This is a genomic window from Catenibacterium mitsuokai (assembly GCF_025148785.1).
Lineage (GTDB): Bacteria > Bacillota_I > Bacilli_A > Erysipelotrichales > Coprobacillaceae > Catenibacterium > Catenibacterium mitsuoka.
Genome location: NZ_CP102271.1, coordinates 2505259 through 2526589, shown reverse-complemented (window position 1 = coordinate 2526589; position 21331 = coordinate 2505259). Strand labels below are relative to the sequence as shown.

Genomic DNA, 21331 nt, shown 5'->3' with positions numbered 1-21331 from the left:
CTCCTTATAAGAATATAGAGAAGGAGCTCAGTGACTGACTGATCAACACTAAAAGATTAAACTCAAGTCAATGATTAATCTGCAGACTTAAAAGACATACTCATGTGTGCTTGAAAAGATCAGCCTTGCACTGGTTATTATACTGTTTTGACTTGAACGAGTTGCAAGAATCTACAACTCACCTCGCCGTGCTTTGTAGTGTAAGACTCCTTCAATTAAAATATAAAATAAGATGCCTGCACAAACAAGAATTATTCATTTCTATGTGTGCCTTGGAGCCGCAGGCGGAAAGGAATGTGAGGTTATTATGAACATATATGATAAGCTCGAACAATTATCCCTTACAGAAAGTGAAAAAACACTTATAGACTATGTTGTAGAACACTCAGAAGATATTATGAATATGTCTGCTGCAGATATTTCTAAAAACAGCTATGTGTCTGTATCTACTATTTATCGTATTATTGACAAACTAGAACTTTCAGGTTTACAGGCATTTAAATCTCATATTCATTTTGATCGTGAAAGATACCAGAAAGAACTTGTTTCAGTGGACTATAATTATCCTTTCAGAATCAATAACACAAACCATGAAATCATGACTAAAATGTTGAATCTCTATGATCAGACACTTCATTCTACATTAAACCTAGTGAATCTCGATGAATTTGGTAAAATTGTCCAGAAGATGTATGATGCGAATGTTATCGCATTATTTCCGTCTATAGGTAATTTCTTCATGGCTGAGTGTTTTAGACAGAACATGTTAGAAATAGGTAAGGATGTCATAGTAGAAAAACAGATCTTCTATCAAACAAAGGTGGCTGAAACATTAAAAAAAGGAGACCTCGCAATCGTGATCTCCTATGCCAATAGAACACCTCATGTAGAAGATTTCATCCGTGTGATGAATAAGAACCAGGTGACAACTGTTCTTATTTCTTCTACTAAAGAGAGTGAATTATCTAAACTTGTTGATTATCATCTCTATTTTGCATCGTATGAAGATTCAGAAGAAAAGATTGCCTCTTTTTCTTCAAGAGTTTCATTACAGTTCTTATTAGACTGTCTCTATGCATGCTATTTTAATAAAGATTATGAAAAGAATATAGACTATCGTATTGAACACTATATAGAACTCTCTTAGTTCTGTGTTGTACTTAATATCATAGTCCCAAGAAGAATATATTCCTGCATGTTATCTACTTTGGTAATAGGCGGAATATATTTTTTTGGTATAAGAGTAGCCATTTCTTCATATAAAGGAAGTACATGAGGAATAAAGTCACAATAAAGAACGAGTTCTTCTGGACTTAATAAACTGATAATAGATACTAAATAACGGGCGACAACCTCAATACATCCTTCAGGAGACATGCTGAGTGTCATTTTATCTTCTGTTAAATCTAAAGGAAGAAATTGTACTTCTCCTACTAAGTTATGCATACCATGTAGTAGGCAGTTATCCACAATAATACCTGCACCACTTATTGCATGTACAGGCTGGAATAAGAAAGCCAGTGAACTTACTTGATCCTGTGAAGAATAATAACCGACAGCTGCTGCATTGACATCATTACATATACATACAGGCAAATGATAACGTTCAGTGAGGACGTCTTCTAATCTCTCTGGTGTTTCCCATCCGACTAAACTTGTAGAAGACACATAACCATCATCAATAATACCTGGAGTCGCAATACCAATATAACGAATACGAGGATAATGAAGACGGGCAATATCTATAATGTCACAAATATCCTGAAGATTAACTATAGGTTTAATTACTTCATTATCTAATAATATTTCTTGATTCTTATCATATACACGATAAGCAACATGAATGGATTGTTTATTACGGAAAATAGAGAGAGCCAATGTCTTATGTTTAATTTCTACATCCAACATAACAGGTAAAGGAATCTTCTGATCAGATTGATTCTTTTTAATCTCTAATGATTCTTTCACAAGTGTAAAGATGGCTTTTACATCATATTTCGCAAATACTTCAGGGGGTACATTCAAGACAATCTTATCTTTAAGAATATCACATGCTTTAGCATGTAAATAAGAAATCTGTGGTGCTAAGAGAACGACATCATAATCCTGCGCTACATAGTATAAATTATTATAACCACTTGCTTCTGTCACATAAGGAAGACTCATTAATTTAGAAGCTTCATTCATCTTCATCGCAAAATAGCTGGTTGTTAAACCACCACTACAGCACAACAATATCTTAATCGTAGGCGATTCACCAATATGCTTCATATAATGAGTGAGTTCTTTAAATAACTTTATTGCATGATTCAATGTTTTCATCTGGAAATGTAGATAATATTCAATCTCACCAGATTGTGTATTGGTTGCTTTAAACTCTATGATATTCAATGGATTAAAGACAATTTCAATATCGGCATGCTTATTATAGAAATGAATCTCTGTATAGTCTTCATTCACTTTTGTTTCAAAGTCAGGCACTTCCTGCAATAGAATCCATTTCGCAAAGAGTATTGTATAAATATCACTTAAGAAATCATCCATGAATATCACCTCCATGTCCATATTTTAACATACTCACAATCTTTAAATACAGTAACTCTTGAAATATGGAAAATATATATCATATAAGCTAAATGAAAGCTGATAGAAATGAAAAAAACCTTGCGAATGCAAGGTTCTAGATATCCATCTCAAAGATGAATTTAGTATTTGTGATATTGTTTCCTGATAGACCACTGTAATTGTCTTTTTCTTTTAACTTCTTAATTGTAGTCATATCAGTGATCTTTTGAATACCTTCCTGATCAAATAGACTCATTCCTTCAGATAAGCTTTTTGCGCCAGTTGTAAGAGTCTGATATTGTTGAGAAAGTTCATTCCCAGCTTGACTCAACTCTGATAAGCTAGAAGATAATGTCTCTAATTGTCTTGATACAGGACTTTGAGAAAGCAATTGTGAGAGTTGTTCAAGGCTCTTCTTATTTGACATTAAGCTTTCCTGAACACCTTCACTGATTGCTTTATTGACTGCTGCACGTTGTTCATCAGTGAGATCAATATTATTTATTTTAGATTGAATCAGTTCTGTAGAATCCTTCATAGAAGATATTAAGTTTTTAATCAGTGCCTGTGTAGACGCATCATATTGTTTAGACCCTTTTAATAATGCATTGGCTCCATAACTCACTTTAGACACATTGGACATATATGTATGAAGATATTGTCCATACGTTGTACATCCTGCCAATAATTGGGCTGAACCTTCTACTAACTTCTGTGCTGATTGATTTAATTGATCTGTTGTCTTTGTGAGTTCACTTAAATCTAAATCTTTAAATACACCATCAGTAAATACAGTACTCATATAGTCACATTGGAAGTTCTTGATCTTCATAGTTTCCTCCATTTCCCCGCGCCTTCGTTGCGCGGACACAAATATATAATCAAACTCAAATCAAACTCAAATCCACCAAAACTCTAGTGTGCCTCTCGATATAATAGTATAATCAAAGAGAGGTGGTATACTACAGAGCACGTGAGGGAGAGTAGGCAATTCTACTCAAATAGAATATCCTGAATTGTTATAAGTAGCCGCTATCTTTTCAAGCACAAATAAGTTGGACTTAGAGCCAGGACACTTATGATTGTACAATCAACTGAGTGATTAGCTTAGATAGCAGTCAATGCCACTTCTCTTCTTTCAATGAAAGGAGAGATTTTTTTATGAAGATTGTTAGACCAATCTGCTGTGGCATGGATGTTCACAAGAATATCATTGTGGCTACAATCGGTATTACTAATAAGAAAACTCGTATTACCGAATACATCCAAGAAACGTTTTCAACTTTAAACCCTGATTTACTGAATCTTAAACAGTGGCTCATTAATCACAAATGCTTTGATGCATGCATGGAATCTACTGGCAAATATTGGATTCCAATTTTTAACATCTTAGAAGATGAAATCAATATTTACTTAACTCATCCAAAATATGTCAAAGCAATTAAAGGGAAGAAAACTGACAAGAAAGATTCAAAATGGATCTGTGACTTATTTAAACATGATCTAATCAAATTTTCTTTTATACCGCCCAAAGAAATAAGAGCTTTACGAGAAATATCTCGCTATCGCTATAAATTGGTTGGGATGCGTTCCTCTGAACGTAATCGATATCAGAACTGTATGACAGTTTCCAATATCGGTATTGGTTCTGTATTTTCAGATCCGTTTGGAAAGTCTGCACAAGCAATCATGAAAGAAGTACTTGAGTCAGATATCATTGAAGATGAGAAAATTTTGAAATGTATCCATAGATCGTGTAAAAATAAAGATAAGATTCTAGATTCCATTAAACACTGCAATATTGAAACTGATCAAAGGTTTAAAATGAATGAGTCAATGACTCATATGGAAGAATTACAAGTCCATATTGATAACTGTGAAATCGAAATGATGAAACGTGCAGCACCAATGTTCGATCAATTCATGCACATCACCCAACTACCAGGCATCAGCACTTTATCTGCAATTCTCATTATTTCAGAAATCGGAGTAGATATGAAACAATTCGAATCAGATAAACAGCTAACCTGTTGGGCTGGATTAGCACCTGCAAACAACGAAAGTGCTAACAAGAAAAAATCAGTTCGTATTTCTAAAGCAGGTCAATATTTAAAACCTTTATTAGTTCAGTGCGCTCTTGGAGCAATCAAAGATAAGGATGGCTATTTTGGAATTAAGTATTCTCGTATCAAAAAGAGACGAGGTCACAAGAAAGCCATTATCGCAATTGCAAGAATGATGCTTGTCAGTATATACCATATGATTCTTACTGGAGAGACATTTAATCCTTCAGATTATGAATCATTTAAAAATCCTAAGCCACCTATAAAGCAACAAGTTTTAACAGAAGAATCAGCAATTGAGTTTCTTAAGAAATCAGGTTTTGACGTTTCTAAATTAACTAAACCATAATATTCGATTATTCTATTTTTTCTAAATTATTCAAACTTGTTTTTAAGTTCGTCTTTTTTTATACGTTTTGATTGATTTTTGTTTCACACTTACTTCCATAGAATCCTTAAATGGTTCATAACCAGGACAACCTAATCCAACAATGGCTTGATAATCATCCATCAACATACTCTTTCCATTCTTCACTTCAATATCACTGACTGACTCTGTAGGAAGAAGCATAATAGTAGTCGCTACGAAAGGAGTCTCAGTACTATTCTTATATTTAAATACAGCCTTTAATGTCCCTGTTTTACCTTTGATATCTGTCACTTTCTGTCCATCCAAATAATAAGTCACATCGACACCGACAGGAAGTGCTGCATCTAAAGTACCCTCATACTGAATACTATTCTTATTATTCTCTATCAATAATTGATGATTATTCAAAGTGATATTCTCATCACCCTTATTACTGATATCCTTTAATACAGTTGTATCTTCAATAAGATCACCTTCACTTATAGAAGGAATAGTCACTTCCGCTTTTGTGCTTTTTATCTCTCCAAGTGTATTTGTCTTTACGGTAATGGTTTCACTCTTATTCACTGCTTCTTTTACATCATGTCCATTAGTTGTAAGTACAACAGGTGCTTCTTCTTTGACTGTCTTTGTTTTATTCGTCTTTGTCTCTGTTGTGCATCCTGTAAGCAGGATACAACATAATATCGCTATTAACTTCTTATTCATGCAAGTACCTCCTATTCCACATTCTTCAATGCATCCTGCATTGGAATCTTTTTAATCTTCTTATACTCAATTAACATCACTATGAAATAACTGATAAAACCAATAACGATTGTCTTTAAGAAAGTAAGGTTACTTACCGTTAGAGGCATCCATCCTGCCATCTCTTCTTTCATCATTGCCTCAAATATAGGCTTTAATATCGCATAATCGAGTGGCACAGTGATCAGAATAAACAAAGATACAATAATAGATGTCGATACAATATAAATAGAACTTACTTCATGATTGGTATAACCAAGAATCTTAGTCATAGAAATAGATTGCGCATTCTTTTCAATAATTGTTTTTGTAAGAAGATAAATAAGCACAATAAACATGATGACAGCCATTCCACAAAGTAAATAAGCCATACCTCCCATTGATACATTCAATTGTCGAGATACTTTACTTAATGAATCATAATCAATAGTTGTGCCTATATACTTTTCATTCATATCAGTAATAGGATTCTTAGAGAAATATCCAGAAAAATAATCATCATCTAAATCAAATAATTGATTCATTTTTTTCTGATTCATGAATATCGCAATCGCACCTGGATAGTTATATTCACCACTGACCTTTAATGTATACTTCTTATTTGTATACTCTGTCCTTAAGTGAAGTACATCGCCCTTATGGATATGATATTTATCTGCATAAGCACTTGATACATAAACACCATCATTAATAGAAATATAACGACTATTCTTCTTTACACCATATACAGTCACAGTATCTAATGTATTGTCTTCCATCTTTAAGCTATAAGCACTAAACTTCTCAGCTGTCTTTTCTTCTGTTTCTATTCCTTTTGTGAAAGTATAAGCTTCTATCATATTAGAAAAGCTCTTTTCACTAGACTGCAAGCTTGCTGGTACTTTAAGAATATATTGATAATCCGCAAACATATTCTGTTTAATATTAGTTCCATAGGAATTAATAATATCTGGCATCGCAAGTCCAAATAATAAGATCATATTCGCAAACATTAATCCAATAAACATTACAAGATAATGGGCTTTATTTTGAAGAATAATACGTGTTCTAAAACGTGTAATAAAAGGAATGCGTTGTGACAAAGGCATGACATGTGACTGCTTATGTCTCTTTAAATCTCTTCTCAAGAATTTAAGAGGAGATAGAGACAACTGTCTATTTAATATAAAGAGATTAATAATAAACATGAGTATAACAGGTATAATTGTTGTCTGAATAAAAGCACCTGCACTCCATACTGTTTGATAAGTTGTTAAACTATAGCTGGCATAATATAAGTTCGCCATAGTTACTCTAAAATAGGTATAACCTGCAATATTACCTATCAAGGCACTCATAAGTGTCACAATAATAGGAAGTGTCATATAATGACTGATCAATTCTTTCTTTGTATAACCAGATGCAAGCAATGTCCCAATCACATTGGCTTCTTTCTGGATTGTATTGGTCATAGTAACCGCAAATACAAATGCGATAATCACAATCATGATATATAAGAGAAGTCTGACCATCACACCGTCACTGCCCATATCATCACCAGTAAAATGAATGGCCTGGTTCTCATATTGAGGTGTATACTCCTCTAAATGCACTTCTTTATTCAATAACTTTAAGAATGATTCAGATTTCTTTTCTTCATTCTTTGGCTTATTTGTATAAAGCCATGAATAGCTATAAGTCATATGTGCTGTATCCCATTGATTAAATAAAGAAGGTTGTACAACAGCCACACCAAACTTGATGGCATCAAACATCGTATCGCTGTTATTTTCAAATAATGCGGAATAGTCAGGTAAAGCCACTAAACCACAGATCTTTAATGAATGATTCTGACTCTTAATAGTATCCCCAATAGATAATTTGTTATTGACGGCATACATACGATCTATCGCAATCTCTTTACTAGTTTGAGGAAGTTTTCCTTCCATCACACATACTTTATTCACACTTTGAGGTGTCGCAAAGATACGTAATTTATTTCCATTGATCAATGTTTCTTCTACATAGGAATGATCATAAAGACGCACACCCGCTTTAGAAATATTGATCAATGACTGATTATTTAGTTTCTTATCTACATTAAAGTGACCATCTTCAATTGTATACTTCTCAAAACTTTCATTATAAGCCCTGATCATACTCTCATCCGCCACAATAAAACCAGATACAAGACCAATCATACCTGTCATCAATAAGAAGATGACAAGATACTTACTCCAGTCTTCTTTTAATTCACGTATAAAACGTTTATTTAATGGATTCTTCATATTACCAATCCACCTCATTCACTCGTTTACGATTTGTATTGATATAGTCTTCTTTAATTCTTCCATCATGTAATACAAAGATATGATTCGCAATATACTTAATAGATTCATTATGTGTGACCATGATGATTGTATTTCCAAATCTTTCATTAATATCACAGATCAACTGTAATATATCCTGTGAAGTACGATAATCGAGTGCGCCAGTCGGTTCATCACAAAGAAGTATATCTGGATTCTTTATGACTGCACGTCCAATTGCAGTACGTTGCTGCTGTCCACCTGATAATTGATTAGGTAATTTATTTTGATGCTCATATAAACCAAGAGTATGTAATAAATCATCAATATCCAAAGGCTTCTTACTTAAATAAGCACCTACTTCGATATTCTCTCTCACTGTTAAGTTAGGAATTAAATTATACATTTGAAATATATAACCTAAATGATCACGTCTATATTGACTTAATTCCTTCTCTTTCATTGTCTTTAAACGATGTTTATTAATAATAAGTTCTCCCTCATCTAAACTATCAATACCCCCAATAATATTAAGTAGTGTAGATTTACCAGAACCAGAAGGACCAAGTAGTACACAAAATTCCCCTTGATTAATAGTCATATCAATCCCCTTTAATACATCAATATGACTCTCTCCCTGTCCAAAAGACTTCTTTAACCCCTTAATCTCTAAAAAATTCATAACATCTCCTCCTGTGTTAGTATTACCTAACTATATTATAATCGAATAGTTAGTTCGTGCAAACTAAAAACTATGATATAATGAAGAAAAAATGAGGTACATATATGAATTATACAGAAGAAGAATTATGCACATTAGTAGATCAATTACCAGATATTCAATATAACTTACAAATGCCTGTGACTTCTATTAATCTATTAGGTTTAACACCTGATTTATTTGATGAAGAAGTTTATGAAATATTAAAGGATTACTTTACTGAACAGAAATACAATGTCCTTACAACTTTCTTATATCATGATACATCCCTTGATATGGCCGGTTATGCAGATGTAAATATTGTAGTATCAGTCAAAGGATTAAAGATTGCTGAATTATTAAAAGAGAAGTATGGCACACCTTATGTCGTAGGATTCCCTTATGGGAAGTTCTCTTCTTATTTCTTTATGGCTGTTGAACAGGCATTAGAAACTGGCATTGACCAGATTCCTTATCAGAACTTCTTTAGATTACAGACAGAGCAGATGATTCAATTACATGGAGATCCTGTCATTATGAGTTCTATTGGATTTTCTTTATCACAACAATATGATTTTGGTTATCAAGTGATATCAGATAGAAAAGAAACATTAGGTCCAGTCGATTTTAAAGATACTAAAAAAGATGATATCCAAGTCGATATCACCTTCCCATTACATGAATCTATATTTGATTTAACTATTCATGACTTGTAATACACAATTTTCTATTGTTTCTATTCCCTGGTCATGAAAAGCATGAAGTAAATCTTCATCATAAGTCCCTGGCTGCATCCAGGCATACTTAATACCCAGCTCCCTCATATCTCTTATATAAGTCATACCAATTGCTTTCTTGACGACAAAAACAACAACATCTACAGGATATTGTATATCTAGAAGAGATGTATACATCTTGTCATTGTCTATTGTGTCATATTTAGGAGATATACCATAGACATGCTTACCTGCATTCTTTAAGCACTGATATATTTGATAACTATACTTCTCAGAATCAGGACTCATCCCAATGATACAATAATTATTATAGATCTTTAAAATATCTCTTTCTTTCATTGTTCATCACCGTTTTCATTATATCATACCACCAACATTTTTGATTGAATTTTACACCATAATAATGCATTTGTGGTATAATGACAAACGCGAATTGATGTGTTAATATAAACACGTATTAAATAAGAAAGGAAGGTCGTTAATAGTGTACGATATTATAGTTGTAGGTGCTGGCCATGCAGGTATTGAAGCATGTCTTGCTGGTGCAAGAACAGGAAATAAAACATTACTTATTACAAGCAACTTCTCTAATGCAGGAAGCATGCCTTGTAATACATCCATTGGAGGACCTGCAAAGGGCATTATTGTAAGAGAAATAGATGCACTTGGGGGACAGATGGGTAAAACTACAGATGCGACTTACCTTCAGATGAAGATGTTGAATACTGCAAAAGGACCAGGTGTTCAGTCTCTTCGTGCACAGGCAGATAAGAAAGCTTATCCACGCTATATGCAGAAAGTATTAAAGGAACAAGAAAATCTTGATATTGTAGAAGCAATGGTAGAGGATTTGATTGTAGAAGGTGATGAGTGTAAGGGTGTTATCCTTGCAGATGGTACACGCTATGAATCTCATACTACAATTCTTACTACAGGAACTTATTTAAAGGCTGAAGTCCTTGTCGGTCATTCTAAGACTCCTAGTGGACCAGATAAACAGAAGGAAAGCTTATATTTATCAAGTAAGTTAAAGGATTATGGATTTAGAATCCAAAGATTAAAGACAGGTACACCACCTCGTGTAGAAATCAATTCTATTGATTATTCAAAAACAACAGTACAGCCTGGTACAGATGCGAAACTTTCATTCTCATATGAAACAACACATTTCACACCAGTAGAAGATCAGACTGTATGTTACTTAACATATACAACGGCCCAGACACATAAACTTATTAGAGATAATCTAGATAAATGTGCGATGTTCTCAGGACTTATTAAAGGTATTGGACCACGTTATTGTCCATCTATTGAAGATAAGGTTGTTAAGTTTGCGGATAAGGAAAGACATCAGATCTTCCTAGAACCAGAATCTAAGGAAATGAATACAATCTATGTACAGGGATTCTCTACATCAATGCCTCATGATATTCAGGAAAAGATGGTGCATTCATTACCAGGACTTGAAAACTGTACTATTTTAAAATATGCATATGCGATTGAATATGATGCAATTGATCCATTACAGTTATGGCCTAGTCTAGAAACAAAGGTCTTAAAGAATCTCTTTACTGCAGGTCAGATCAATGGTACTTCAGGTTATGAAGAAGCAGCAGGTCAGGGTCTTATTGCCGGTATTAATGCGTCTAAGAAGGTAAAGGGGAATAAACCTTTAATCTTGAAACGTGATGAAGCTTATATTGGTGTACTCATTGATGACTTAGTGACTAAAGGTACTAAAGAACCATATCGTATGTTAACAAGTCGTGCTGAATATAGATTATTATTAAGACATGATAATGCGGATGAAAGATTAAGAAAATATGGCCATGATGCAGGTCTTGTAAATGATGAAGTCTATTCACTTTATCTAGATAAAATGAATCGTATCCATGCTGAAATAGAACGTCTAGATACCATTCATTTCTCACCTAAGAGTGAAATCAATGACCTCTTAGAAGAGAAGGGCTCAACACGTTTAAAAGAAGGTGTAACTGCCCGTGCCATTCTTCAAAGACCAGAATTAGTCTATGAAGACTTATTACCTTATATTGAACATGTTGACTTAACTGAAGAAGAAATGAGAAGAGTCACTATTCTTATTAAATATAAGGGATATATTGAAAAAACATTAAGACAAGTAGAAAAAGTAAAGAATATGGAAGAAAAGCAGATTCCTGCTGACTTAGACTATGATGATGTATTAAACTTATCATTAGAAGCAAGACAGAAACTAAAGAAGGTCAGACCTGTAACTATTGGTCAGGCAACACGTATTTCTGGTATTAATCCTGCAGATATTTCTGTTTTACTTATTCACTTAAAAACACAATACGGAGATTAATATGACACAACAAGAATTTATTGTGAGCTTAGAAGAAAAAGGCATTGTGCTTTCAGAGAAACAGATTGAACAGTTTGAAAAGTATTATGAAATACTCGTAGAATGGAATGAGAAGATGAATTTAACCGCTATTACAGATAGAGAAGGTGTTTATTTAAAACACTTCTATGATTCTCTTACAATTGCGTTTGATTTCCCATTCTCTAATCAAACAATCTGTGATGTAGGTGCAGGTGCTGGATTCCCTTCAGTTCCACTTAAAATCGTTTATCCAGAATTAAATGTCACTATTGTAGATTCTTTGAATAAGAGAATCACATTCTTGAATCACTTATTTAAAGAATTAGAATTAGATCATATTCAAGCAGTTGCATCACGTGCTGAAGATTTCTGTAAAGATCATCGTGAATCATTTGATATTGTCATGGCACGTGCAGTTGCAAGATTAAATATCTTAGATGAACTTTGTCTCCCATTAGTGAAGAAAGATGGTTACTTCCTTTCATTAAAAGGACTCAAAGCCCCTGAAGAATTAAAAGATGCGAAGGGAGGCATAAAGGTACTTGGAGGAGAAGTGATGGATGATTTTACTTTTACTTTAAGTGATCAGAATGATCATCGTCATAACATCGTGATCAAGAAAGTGAAATCAACACCTGCAAAGTACCCAAGAAACTATGGACAAATTAAGAAGAAGCCTTTATAGAAAGAAAAGGAACGTTATTAAAGATGCTTATTGTTTCTTAGATATCAATGATATTGTTGCGAATAAGGAACAGCCAAGAACTCATTTTGAAGATGAGAAGATCCAGGAACTCGCTGAATCTATTATGCAGAATGGTCTCTTACAGCCTATCGTAGTCAGAGAATATGAAGGTAAATATCAGATTGTTGTAGGGGAAAGAAGATACCGTGCTTGTAAACTAGCAGGTATTACAGAAGTGCCATGTATCATTCAGGAACTCGATGACAATCAGACAGCTAACGCTGCATTAGTAGAAAATATTCAAAGAGAAAATCTTTCAGCAATAGAAGAAGCCTTAGCTTATCAGCAGATTCTAGATACACAGGGCTTAACACAAGCCCAGCTCGCTGAAAAAGTAGGTAAGAAGCAGTCTACAGTGGCCAATAAACTTAGACTCTTAAAGCTTCCTATGACAGTACAGGAATCAGTTAAGAAAAAAGAAATCTCTGAAAGACATGCCCGTGCTTTATTAAAGCTAGAAGATACAGCACAACAGAATAATATGTTGAAGGAGATTCTTGAACATAACTTGACTGTCGATGAAACGGAAAAAAGAATTGCGAAACTATTAACACCTAAAAAAGAAAAACCACGTGTACGTACATTCTCTAAAAGTGTTAAAATCGCACTCAACACAATCAATCAGGCAGTGAAGATGGTCACTGATGCTGGGACTGATGTAGAAGAAAACATCGATGAAACAGATGATGAAGTCATCATTACCATAAAAGTAAAGAAGTAGATCCTAATTAGTAGGACCTACTTCTTTTTTAAACCTTTCTGGAATTCTATTATGGAATACAATATCCATAACTTCATCATAACTAAATTCATAACATTCATCTGTTTCAGTCACATGTATTCTTAATACATCACCTCTCTCTGCTTCTGTTAAGAATAAATATAAATTTCTCATCAATTCTTCCATATGGGACCTCCTATATATTTATTCTCAAAGAATCTTTAAATTACTTAATGATATAAAAAAAGATTGAGCTAAGCTCAATCTTCAACACATACGCATACAGGTGCAGGAATCTCTAATTCAGAATCTGTCATCAATAGCTTTTCATTCTCTTCATCAAAAGTAAGTACCTGAAGCTTATTATCTTCCTGTGCACCTACAATAACATACTTATCATCAATAATATTAAAGTCTCTAGGTTCTTTACCAGTATGTACCATATAAAGTAAAGAAATCTTACCATTCTCTTTATTGACTCTATATAAGGCAATAGAATTATGACCTCTATTAGAAATAAGTAGATGTTCTCCACTCTTTGTGAGATGAATGGCGGCAGCTGCATTAAATCCCTTAAAATGACGTGGAATACAATGAATAGCCTGAACTAAACTCATACGCCCCTCATTATACTTAAAGACCATGATCTTATTCGCAATCTCATTAATGAGATAACCATAATGCCCATCCTGTGAGAAAATCAAATGTCTAGGACCAGAACCAGGTACAACATTTACTGTATAATCTGTATTCTCTTTAAGAACACCATCTTTATAATTGTACATCACAATCTTATCAGCACCTAAATCTACAGCATATAAGAAACGTCTGTCAGGTGTAAAACCAACATTATGTACATGAGGTGCAGTCTGTCTCTTTAATAAATCAGGCCCCATACCAGTATGTCTCACAGCACCAATCTTATGATCAATACGATAATTTTCTAGTTTATAAGCAGCTGTTGCACCAACATGATAGTTTGCAGCAAAGATATACTTATTATCATCAGAGATACATAAATGTGTATAACTTCTACCAGAAGAAGAATAGTTATTATTAAGAATCAATTCATTCTTATGAATACTAAAACTTCCTAGTCCTCCACCTTCATTATTAGATCTTGCATTCTTATAAGATACATAAAGTTCTTTATTCTTCGCAATCAGATATGATGGAAAATCTTGAGTTAATATCTGTTGTATTTTCTTTAATTCCAATGTTTCTTCATTAAAAGAAACGATATAGATTCCTTTATCGTTACCTTTACCATAACTTGCCACATAAAATGTTTTCATAAATAAATCCTTTCGTTTGTCATAGGCGGAAACCCACTGCCAATAGGTGGTGGGAGGAGCCTTGTAAATCGTTATCTATTATCCCTGACTTTCAATATATTTTTTTATAGTTGCTGATGACACTCCTCCAACGCTACAATCAAAATAACTATCTGACCAAAATGTTTTTTCCCTCCAATACTGTTTTGATAAGATCGAACTATACTTTTGCCATAAGTGGTATGTTGTTGCCTGCTTTGTAATTTTGACAATATTGCAGACTCTATCTGTTGTATCGTAACTTAATATGAAATGTATATGGTCTTTGTCAGTTTCTATCGCAATAATTTCGTAGCCACGAGTATTGGCTATATCGAAAATCTTTTGTTTAACATCATCGGCGATATAATCTTTGAGTAATTGTTTGCGGTATTTGGTTACTAGAACTATATGTACTTTAAGGCTGTATTTTCGACTCTTATGACGATTGTATCTATTATCCACAGTTTACCTCAAAAGATTGATTATCACGTATATATTATATAATATATATAGTGAAATATCTATGAAAGGAGTGCATTTATGGAACAGATGAATATTACAGCCAAAATTCAAATAATCGCAGCTGAAGCAGATAAGGTCTTGCTTGATGAAACTATGTCTGTTTATCGTAATGCCTGTAATTATGTTTCAGAGTATGTATTCCGCACTCATGATTTAAAGCAGTTTTCACTTAATAAGGCTTTGTATTCTACTTTACGAGAAAAGTTTAACCTTAAGTCGCAGATGGCTCAGTCTGTTTTGAAGACTGTTATCGCCAGATATAAGACCATTCTTGAAAATCAGAATGAGTGGATTAAAACATCGTTCAAAAAGCCTCAGTACGACCTGGTTTGGAACAGAGATTATTCCTTAACACAAAACCGTTTTTCAATCAATACTCTTAATGGTCGTGTGAAGTTATCTTATTTTGCTGAGGGTATGTCTAAGTATTTTAACCATTCTGTTTACAAGTTTGGTACTGCCAAACTTGTAAATAAACATGGTAAATACTATCTGCATATACCAGTTACCTATGAGGTTGAAGAAAGTAATATTTCTGACATCTGTAATGTTGTAGGTATTGACAGAGGTATTAACTTTGTTGTTGCAACTTATGACAGCAAACATAAGTCTGGATTTGTTAGTGGCAAAGCTATTAAACAGAAACGTGCTAACTATTCCAAGCTTCGTAAAGAACTCCAAATGCGACATACGCCATCCTCAAGACGAAGACTAAAAGCTATCGGTCAGCGAGAAAACCGTTGGATGCAGGATATTAACCATCAGGTATCGAAGGCACTCGTTGAAAACAACCCAAAGCACACTCTCTTTGTATTGGAAGATTTGTCAGGTATTCGTAATGTTACAGAACGTGTTAAGACAAAAGGTCGTTATGTTTCTGTATCATGGTCTTTCTATGACCTTGAGCAAAAACTAATCTACAAAGCAAAACAGAATCAGTGTTCTGTTATTAAGGTAGACCCTCGCTATACAAGTCAGTGCTGCCCTTGCTGTGGACATGTTGAAAAGTCTAACCGCAATAAGAAGATACATCTGTTTACCTGCAAAAAATGTGGTTATAAATCTAATGATGACCGCATTGGAGCTATGAATCTGTATCGTATGGGAATAGACTATCTTGCAGATAGCCAAGTACCTAATACAGTTGTAGCAGAGTAAACTCTGCTGCAAAGGGTGCTGTCAACCACCCTATGATGTAACGCCACTTAGATAGCAATATCTATTGGGGTTAAAGGTCGGAGGTGTAAACCGTTAGTACGACTGGGCAGTTACAAGCCCATGACCTTTAGGTCGTGGGTAGTTGACAGGACACCTCCATACGAAAATATTCTATCACAATTATTCTCTATTTACTAATGAGTTTCATTATTATAAAATAATTGTAAAATAGTCAAAGGAGGACAAGAGGTTGGATAATAAGGAACTTTTATCTATGAGTGATGGTCTTTTAATTCAATTATTACAGAAAAATGCAAGATATAAGGTTTCTGACCTAGCCGCCGCGCTAGCAGAATCTAAAGACAGCATTGTAGAAAGATTAAATAGACTAGAAAAAGAGAAGATTATTTGTGGTTACCATACTATTGTCAACTGGGACAAGACAAATACTGAACTTGTGACTGCGATGATTGAGATTAATGCTATTCCTGAAAGAGAATATGGTTATGATCGTATTGCGTCACATATTTATAAGTACGAAGAAATTGAAACAATGTATTTATTATCAGGTGATTATGATTTTATGTGCATTGTAAAGGGTCGTACTATGCAGGAAGTCGCACACTTTGTTGCATCTAAATTAGCATGTATTCCAGGTGTTACAGGAACAAAAACAACATTTGTGTTAAAGCCATACAAAACAGATGGACATGTCCTAGTAGATGATGAAGATGGTAAAAATACGCGACTGGTGGTGACTCCATAAAATGGATTATGAGAAGAAATTAAGTACTGCAGCACAAACTATTAAACCAAGTGGTATTCGTAAGTTCTTTGATCTTGCAAACCAGATGGAAGGTGTTATTTCATTAGGTGTAGGGGAACCTGATTTTGCGACACCTTGGAAGATTAGAGAAGCTGCAATCTATTCAATTGAAAAAGGACGTACTTTCTATACCGCAAACAGAGGTTTATTAGAATTACGTCAGGAAATTAGTAATTATTATTATCGTCGTTTTGGTGTACATTATGATCCTGAAAATGAAATCATTGTGACTGTAGGTGGTTCAGAAGGTATCGATATCGCAGTAAGAGCCTTAATGAATCCAGGTGATGAAATGATTATCTTGGACCCAGGATATGTTGCTTATGAACCAAGTGTTATTCTTTCAGGAGGAGTACCTGTAAGAATTCACCTAGAAGAAAAAGATGAATTCAAATTAACACCTGAAAAGCTTAAAGCAGCTATTACACCAAAAACAAAGTTGATGTTAATCAACTTCCCATCAAATCCAACAGGTGGGGCAATGACAAGAGAGGACTATGAGAAACTTGTACCGATTATTAAAGAATCAGGTATTATTGTTATATCAGATGAAATCTATGCAGAATTAAGTTATGAAGAACCATTTAGTACATTGGCTTCATTCCCAGAAATCAGAGATCAGATTATTGTCATCAATGGTTTCTCTAAAGCTTATGCTATGACAGGCTGGAGATTAGGTTATGTTCTTGCAAACCCAGTATTCTCTAAGGCAATGTGTAAGATTCATCAGTATATTATCATGTCAGCACCTACTGGTGCACAATATGGTGCAATAGATGGATTGAGACATTGTGATAAAGAAGTAGAAGAAATGAGAGCCTCTTATCTCTCACGTAGAAACTTCCTTGTAAAAACGTTTAATGATATGGGACTTCATACATTTAACCCAATGGGTGCTTTCTATGTATTCCCATGTATCCGTTCTACAGGACTCACATCTGAAGAATTCTGTGAAGAACTATTAAATGATCAGAAGGTAGCCTGTGTACCAGGTACAGCCTTTGGTGATGCTGGAGAAGGATTTATTCGTGTTTCTTATGCATACTCACTAGAAGAATTAAAAATTGCGACTGAGAAGATTAAACTATTCTTAGATAACTTAAAAAACAGATCTCATTAGAGGTCTGTTTTTTCTCTTTCCAGCATCTCCTGATAGCTATAAACACAGCCACAGTAGTTCTGTCTATACATATGATATTCATCACTCATACGTGTTGATTTTAAATAACCATTATCCTTCTTAAAATCACTATGAAGGAATTTTGGTGCTTCTAGATCTAAATCATCACCAATCTCATTGATCCATTGGCTATTCTTATGAGGAGAAACAGACAACACAGTTGTCCAATAATCAAAACCATGCATTCTAGCATAATCTCTTGCTTTCTCCATTCTTACTTTATAACACACATAACAGCGGTAGCCCTTTTCCCCAGTATCCTTATATGGCGCAATATGCGTTAAATATTCTTCAGGATCATAAGTATCTTCTACCACTTGTACATTCTGGTTCTCTTTATCATTGAACTCTTTCACAAATCTTTCTAACTCAGATTCACGACGATGATACTCATCAGCAGGGTAGATATTACTATTTGTATAATAAATAGTAATATCAAAGTACTGACATAACTCCTTAATTACATTAGAAGAACAAGGGCCACAGCATGCATGAAGCAATAACTTTGGACGTCCTTCTAAATGTTTAAGAGTCTCCAACATCACTAAACGATAATTTTGTTTCATTAGTGGATAAACATTGCATCACCAAATGAGAAGAAACGATATTTCTCATTTACTGCAATCTTATAGGCATTTAAGATATGTTCTCTACCTGCAAGAGCACTTACAAGCATCACTAATGTAGACTTAGGAAGATGGAAGTTTGTGATCAATGCATCAATACCAGTAAATGTATAACCAGGATAAATAAAGATATTTGTATTTTCATGAGCTGCTTTGAAGCATCCATATTTAGAATGGTTGGCTTCTAGTGTACGGCAAGAAGTAGTACCCACCGCAATAATACGTCTACCTTCTTTTTTAGCCTGATTTAATTTTTCAGCGACTTCTTCACTAATTTCATAATATTCACTATGCATATGATGTTCTAATACATTTTCTACCTTAACAGGTCTAAATGTACCTAAACCAACATGTAAAGTCACATCTAGGATTTCAACCCCTTTTTCTCTTACTTTCTGAAGTAATTCTTCAGTAAAATGTAAGCCTGCAGTAGGGGCAGCAGCACTACCTTCTACCTTTGCATAGACTGTCTGATAACGATCAGGATCATTTAACTTTTCTTTAATATATGGTGGTAAAGGCATAATACCTAACTGATCAAGAATTTCATAGAAAATTCCATCATAAATCATCTTGAAGATACGAATACCTTCTTCTCTGATTTCAGTACACTGAGCCTTTAAACGACCATCACCAAAAGTAATCACAGTACCTAGCTTTACAATCTTCGCATTACCTACTAAACATTCCCATAAATCATCATGAAGATCCTTTAATAAAAGAACTTCTACATGTCCACCTGTTTCTTCCTTAAGACCATAAAGACGTGCTGGAATAACCTTTGTATTATTCCTTACAAGCACATCACCAGGCTTTAGATAATCTAAAATATCATAGAAATGTTTATGTTCAACATTTCCTGTTTCTTTATCTAGAACCATTAAACGTGAAGTATCACGTTTCTTTAATGGTGTCTGTGCAATTAATTCTTCTGGGAGATTATAATCAAATAATTCAATATCCATAAAACTAAAACGCCCTTTCATAAACATCACGACCATACTGTTCTAAGAATTCTTCCTTAAAATCAGCTAAACGGTCTTCTTGAATTGCTTTTCTAATATCTGCTGCAAGATCTAATAAGAATGCAACATTGTGAATAGATAATAAAGACTTACCAAAGATTTCGTCACACTTGTGAAGATGTCTTAAATAAGCTCTTGTATAATTTCTACATGCATAACAATGACACTTATCATCAATAGGAGTAAAGTCACGTTTATACTTTTCATTATTGATATTCATACGTCCATGATGTGTCATAAGTGCACCATGTCTTGCGACACGTGTAGGAAGTACACAGTCAAACATATCAATACCTCTCATAGCACCTTCGATTAAATCAATAGGATTACCTACACCCATTAAATATCTAGGCTTATCTTCAGGTAACCACTTAACACTATCTTCGATCATTTTATACATGATTGGTTTAGGTTCACCTACAGAAGTACCACCAATAGAATAACCAGGGAAATCCATATCAACTAAAGTCTTAGCACTTAGTTCACGTAAATCCGCAAACTCACCACCCTGGACAATACCAAATAAAGCCTGGTCTTCTCTCTTATGTGCTTCCTGACCTCTCTTAGCCCATCTTAATGTTCTTTCTACAGAGTTCTTCATATAATCATGAGTACATGGATAAGGTGCACATTCATCAAAACTCATAATAATATCAGCACCTAGATCTTCCTGAATTGCGATGGACTTCTCAGGAGATAAGAATAGCTTAGAACCATCCACAATACTCTTGAAGGTAACACCTTCTTCTTCAATCTTACGTGTCTTACCTAATGAGAATACCTGGAATCCTCCAGAGTCTGTAAGAATAGGTCCATCATAGTTCATGAACTGATGAAGCCCGCCTGCATCTCTTACAATATCACTTCCTGGTCTTAACCATAAATGATAAGTATTCGCAAGTACAACCTGAGAGCCCATTTCTTTAAGCTGTTCAGGAGAAATACCTTTTACTGTTGCCAGTGTTCCTACAGGCATGAACATAGGTGTTTCTACATCACCATGTGGTGTATGAAGAATCCCATATCTTGCGCCTGTCTGTTTACATACGTGTTTACATTCATACCAAAAATCTTTCATTATATCACCTCGATAACCTTGCCTATTATACGAAAAAATAGCCATTAAATCAATAAAAAAGGGGAAAGCTCCCCTTTCTTAAGAATATTATTTGTGTTTTAAGTCATCCAGTTTTTTAAGGATTAGAAGACCAAAGATAATAATCAGTCCAATAATCACTATGCCATAGGCTTTAATATATGTATCATAGGGAGAATTAACATATACTGTATGTTCTATACAATATAAAACCAAAAGTGATGTAAAAAACCAAATGAAAAATTTGACGAATTAAAGGTTAAGGCTTGTTATGGTCAAGA

At 34.1% G+C, this 21331-nt stretch carries 21 protein-coding genes; 9 read left to right on the top strand and 12 right to left on the bottom strand.

Features of this window, described 5'->3' with window-relative positions; genetic code table 11:
• Nucleotides 1–307 precede the first annotated feature (307 nt).
• Nucleotides 308–1147, top strand: a complete 840-nt coding sequence (locus NQ499_RS12985) for a MurR/RpiR family transcriptional regulator (RefSeq protein WP_259848541.1) — start codon at nt 308–310, stop codon at nt 1145–1147.
• On the opposite strand, the gene NQ499_RS12980 is transcribed toward NQ499_RS12985, so the two are convergent.
• The gene (locus NQ499_RS12980) at nt 1144–2544 is read right to left on the bottom strand and encodes an ROK family protein (RefSeq protein WP_040390293.1); all 1401 of its coding nucleotides are present in this window, start codon (nt 2542–2544) and stop codon (nt 1144–1146) included. The genes NQ499_RS12985 and NQ499_RS12980 overlap by 4 nt on opposite strands.
• Nucleotides 2545–2680: 136 nt before the next feature.
• Nucleotides 2681–3397: a hypothetical protein gene (locus tag NQ499_RS12975; protein WP_259848540.1), complete on the bottom strand. Its 717-nt coding sequence runs from the start codon at nt 3395–3397 to the stop codon at nt 2681–2683.
• Nucleotides 3398–3726: 329 nt separating this feature from the next.
• Here NQ499_RS12975 and NQ499_RS12970 point away from each other — a divergent pair, with 329 nt between their 5' ends.
• Nucleotides 3727–4977 (top strand): IS110 family RNA-guided transposase, encoded by a 1251-nt coding sequence (locus NQ499_RS12970; protein WP_259848539.1) that lies wholly within the window; start codon nt 3727–3729, stop codon nt 4975–4977.
• A 42-nt stretch (nt 4978–5019) separates the two neighbouring features.
• Here the strand turns inward: NQ499_RS12970 and NQ499_RS12965 are convergent, their stop codons facing one another.
• From NQ499_RS12965 to NQ499_RS12955, 3 genes are read right to left on the bottom strand one after another with little or no spacing between them, the layout of a single operon-like run.
• Nucleotides 5020–5706 (bottom strand): hypothetical protein, encoded by a 687-nt coding sequence (locus tag NQ499_RS12965; RefSeq protein WP_259848538.1) that lies wholly within the window; start codon nt 5704–5706, stop codon nt 5020–5022.
• Between the two features lie 11 nt (nt 5707–5717).
• Nucleotides 5718–8012, bottom strand: coding sequence for an ABC transporter permease (locus NQ499_RS12960; protein ID WP_040389714.1), 2295 nt, complete (start codon nt 8010–8012; stop codon nt 5718–5720).
• Between the two features lies 1 nt (nt 8013).
• Nucleotides 8014–8715, bottom strand: a complete 702-nt coding sequence (locus NQ499_RS12955) for an ABC transporter ATP-binding protein (protein WP_006505093.1) — start codon at nt 8713–8715, stop codon at nt 8014–8016.
• A gap of 104 nt (nt 8716–8819) precedes the next feature.
• Between NQ499_RS12955 and NQ499_RS12950 the strand changes: the two genes are divergently transcribed.
• Nucleotides 8820–9449, top strand: coding sequence for a nitrogenase component 1 family protein (locus NQ499_RS12950; RefSeq protein WP_006505092.1), 630 nt, complete (start codon nt 8820–8822; stop codon nt 9447–9449).
• Here NQ499_RS12950 and NQ499_RS12945 read toward each other — a convergent pair.
• Nucleotides 9429–9809: a CoA-binding protein gene (locus tag NQ499_RS12945; protein WP_006505091.1), complete on the bottom strand. Its 381-nt coding sequence runs from the start codon at nt 9807–9809 to the stop codon at nt 9429–9431. The genes NQ499_RS12950 and NQ499_RS12945 overlap by 21 nt on opposite strands.
• Nucleotides 9810–9954: 145 nt before the next feature.
• On the opposite strand from NQ499_RS12945, the gene mnmG reads away from it, so the two are divergent.
• Genes mnmG through noc form a run of 3 tightly spaced genes read left to right on the top strand, consistent with a single transcriptional unit; the run spans nt 9955 to nt 13301 of the window.
• On the top strand, nt 9955–11814 hold the full coding sequence (gene mnmG, locus NQ499_RS12940) for a tRNA uridine-5-carboxymethylaminomethyl(34) synthesis enzyme MnmG (protein WP_006505090.1): 1860 nt from the start codon (nt 9955–9957) through the stop codon (nt 11812–11814).
• A 1-nt stretch (nt 11815) separates the two neighbouring features.
• Nucleotides 11816–12520, top strand: a complete 705-nt coding sequence (gene rsmG / locus NQ499_RS12935; protein ID WP_006505089.1) for a 16S rRNA (guanine(527)-N(7))-methyltransferase RsmG — start codon at nt 11816–11818, stop codon at nt 12518–12520.
• On the top strand, nt 12492–13301 hold the full coding sequence (noc, locus tag NQ499_RS12930; RefSeq protein WP_006505088.1) for a nucleoid occlusion protein: 810 nt from the start codon (nt 12492–12494) through the stop codon (nt 13299–13301). Before rsmG ends, noc begins: the two co-directional genes overlap by 29 nt.
• Before the next feature lie 3 nt (nt 13302–13304).
• On the opposite strand, the gene NQ499_RS12925 is transcribed toward noc, so the two are convergent.
• From NQ499_RS12925 to tnpA, 3 genes are all read right to left on the bottom strand, one after another.
• Nucleotides 13305–13487 (bottom strand): hypothetical protein, encoded by a 183-nt coding sequence (locus NQ499_RS12925; protein WP_006505087.1) that lies wholly within the window; start codon nt 13485–13487, stop codon nt 13305–13307.
• Between the two features lie 74 nt (nt 13488–13561).
• Nucleotides 13562–14596, bottom strand: coding sequence for a lactonase family protein (locus tag NQ499_RS12920; protein WP_006505086.1), 1035 nt, complete (start codon nt 14594–14596; stop codon nt 13562–13564).
• Between the two features lie 78 nt (nt 14597–14674).
• Nucleotides 14675–15079 carry an IS200/IS605 family transposase gene (tnpA, locus tag NQ499_RS12915; protein ID WP_006505085.1) on the bottom strand — a complete coding sequence of 135 codons (405 nt, stop codon included), beginning with the start codon at nt 15077–15079 and terminating at the stop codon, nt 14675–14677.
• Between the two features lie 78 nt (nt 15080–15157).
• On the opposite strand from tnpA, the gene NQ499_RS12910 reads away from it, so the two are divergent.
• The 3 genes from NQ499_RS12910 to NQ499_RS12900 all read left to right on the top strand — a co-directional run bounded on the left by NQ499_RS12910 (nt 15158) and on the right by NQ499_RS12900 (nt 18243).
• On the top strand, nt 15158–16297 hold the full coding sequence (locus tag NQ499_RS12910) for a transposase (protein WP_259848537.1): 1140 nt from the start codon (nt 15158–15160) through the stop codon (nt 16295–16297).
• Nucleotides 16298–16571: 274 nt separating this feature from the next.
• Nucleotides 16572–17063 (top strand): Lrp/AsnC family transcriptional regulator, encoded by a 492-nt coding sequence (locus tag NQ499_RS12905; protein WP_006506908.1) that lies wholly within the window; start codon nt 16572–16574, stop codon nt 17061–17063.
• 1 nt (nt 17064) lies between these two features.
• Nucleotides 17065–18243, top strand: coding sequence for an aminotransferase class I/II-fold pyridoxal phosphate-dependent enzyme (locus NQ499_RS12900; protein WP_006506909.1), 1179 nt, complete (start codon nt 17065–17067; stop codon nt 18241–18243).
• Here the strand turns inward: NQ499_RS12900 and NQ499_RS12895 are convergent.
• The 3 genes from NQ499_RS12895 to tgt are packed head-to-tail and all read right to left on the bottom strand — an operon-like array spanning nt 18240 to nt 21032.
• Entirely contained in the window at nt 18240–18869 is a 630-nt protein-coding gene (locus NQ499_RS12895; RefSeq protein WP_006506910.1) for an epoxyqueuosine reductase QueH, read from the bottom strand. The genes NQ499_RS12900 and NQ499_RS12895 overlap by 4 nt on opposite strands.
• Nucleotides 18869–19894, bottom strand: a complete 1026-nt coding sequence (queA, locus tag NQ499_RS12890; RefSeq protein WP_040390208.1) for a tRNA preQ1(34) S-adenosylmethionine ribosyltransferase-isomerase QueA — start codon at nt 19892–19894, stop codon at nt 18869–18871. The genes NQ499_RS12895 and queA overlap by 1 nt, the downstream gene beginning before the upstream one ends.
• Nucleotides 19895–19898: 4 nt before the next feature.
• Nucleotides 19899–21032 carry a tRNA guanosine(34) transglycosylase Tgt gene (tgt, locus tag NQ499_RS12885; RefSeq protein WP_022424920.1) on the bottom strand — a complete coding sequence of 378 codons (1134 nt, stop codon included), beginning with the start codon at nt 21030–21032 and terminating at the stop codon, nt 19899–19901.
• Between the last annotated feature and the right edge of the window lie 299 nt (nt 21033–21331).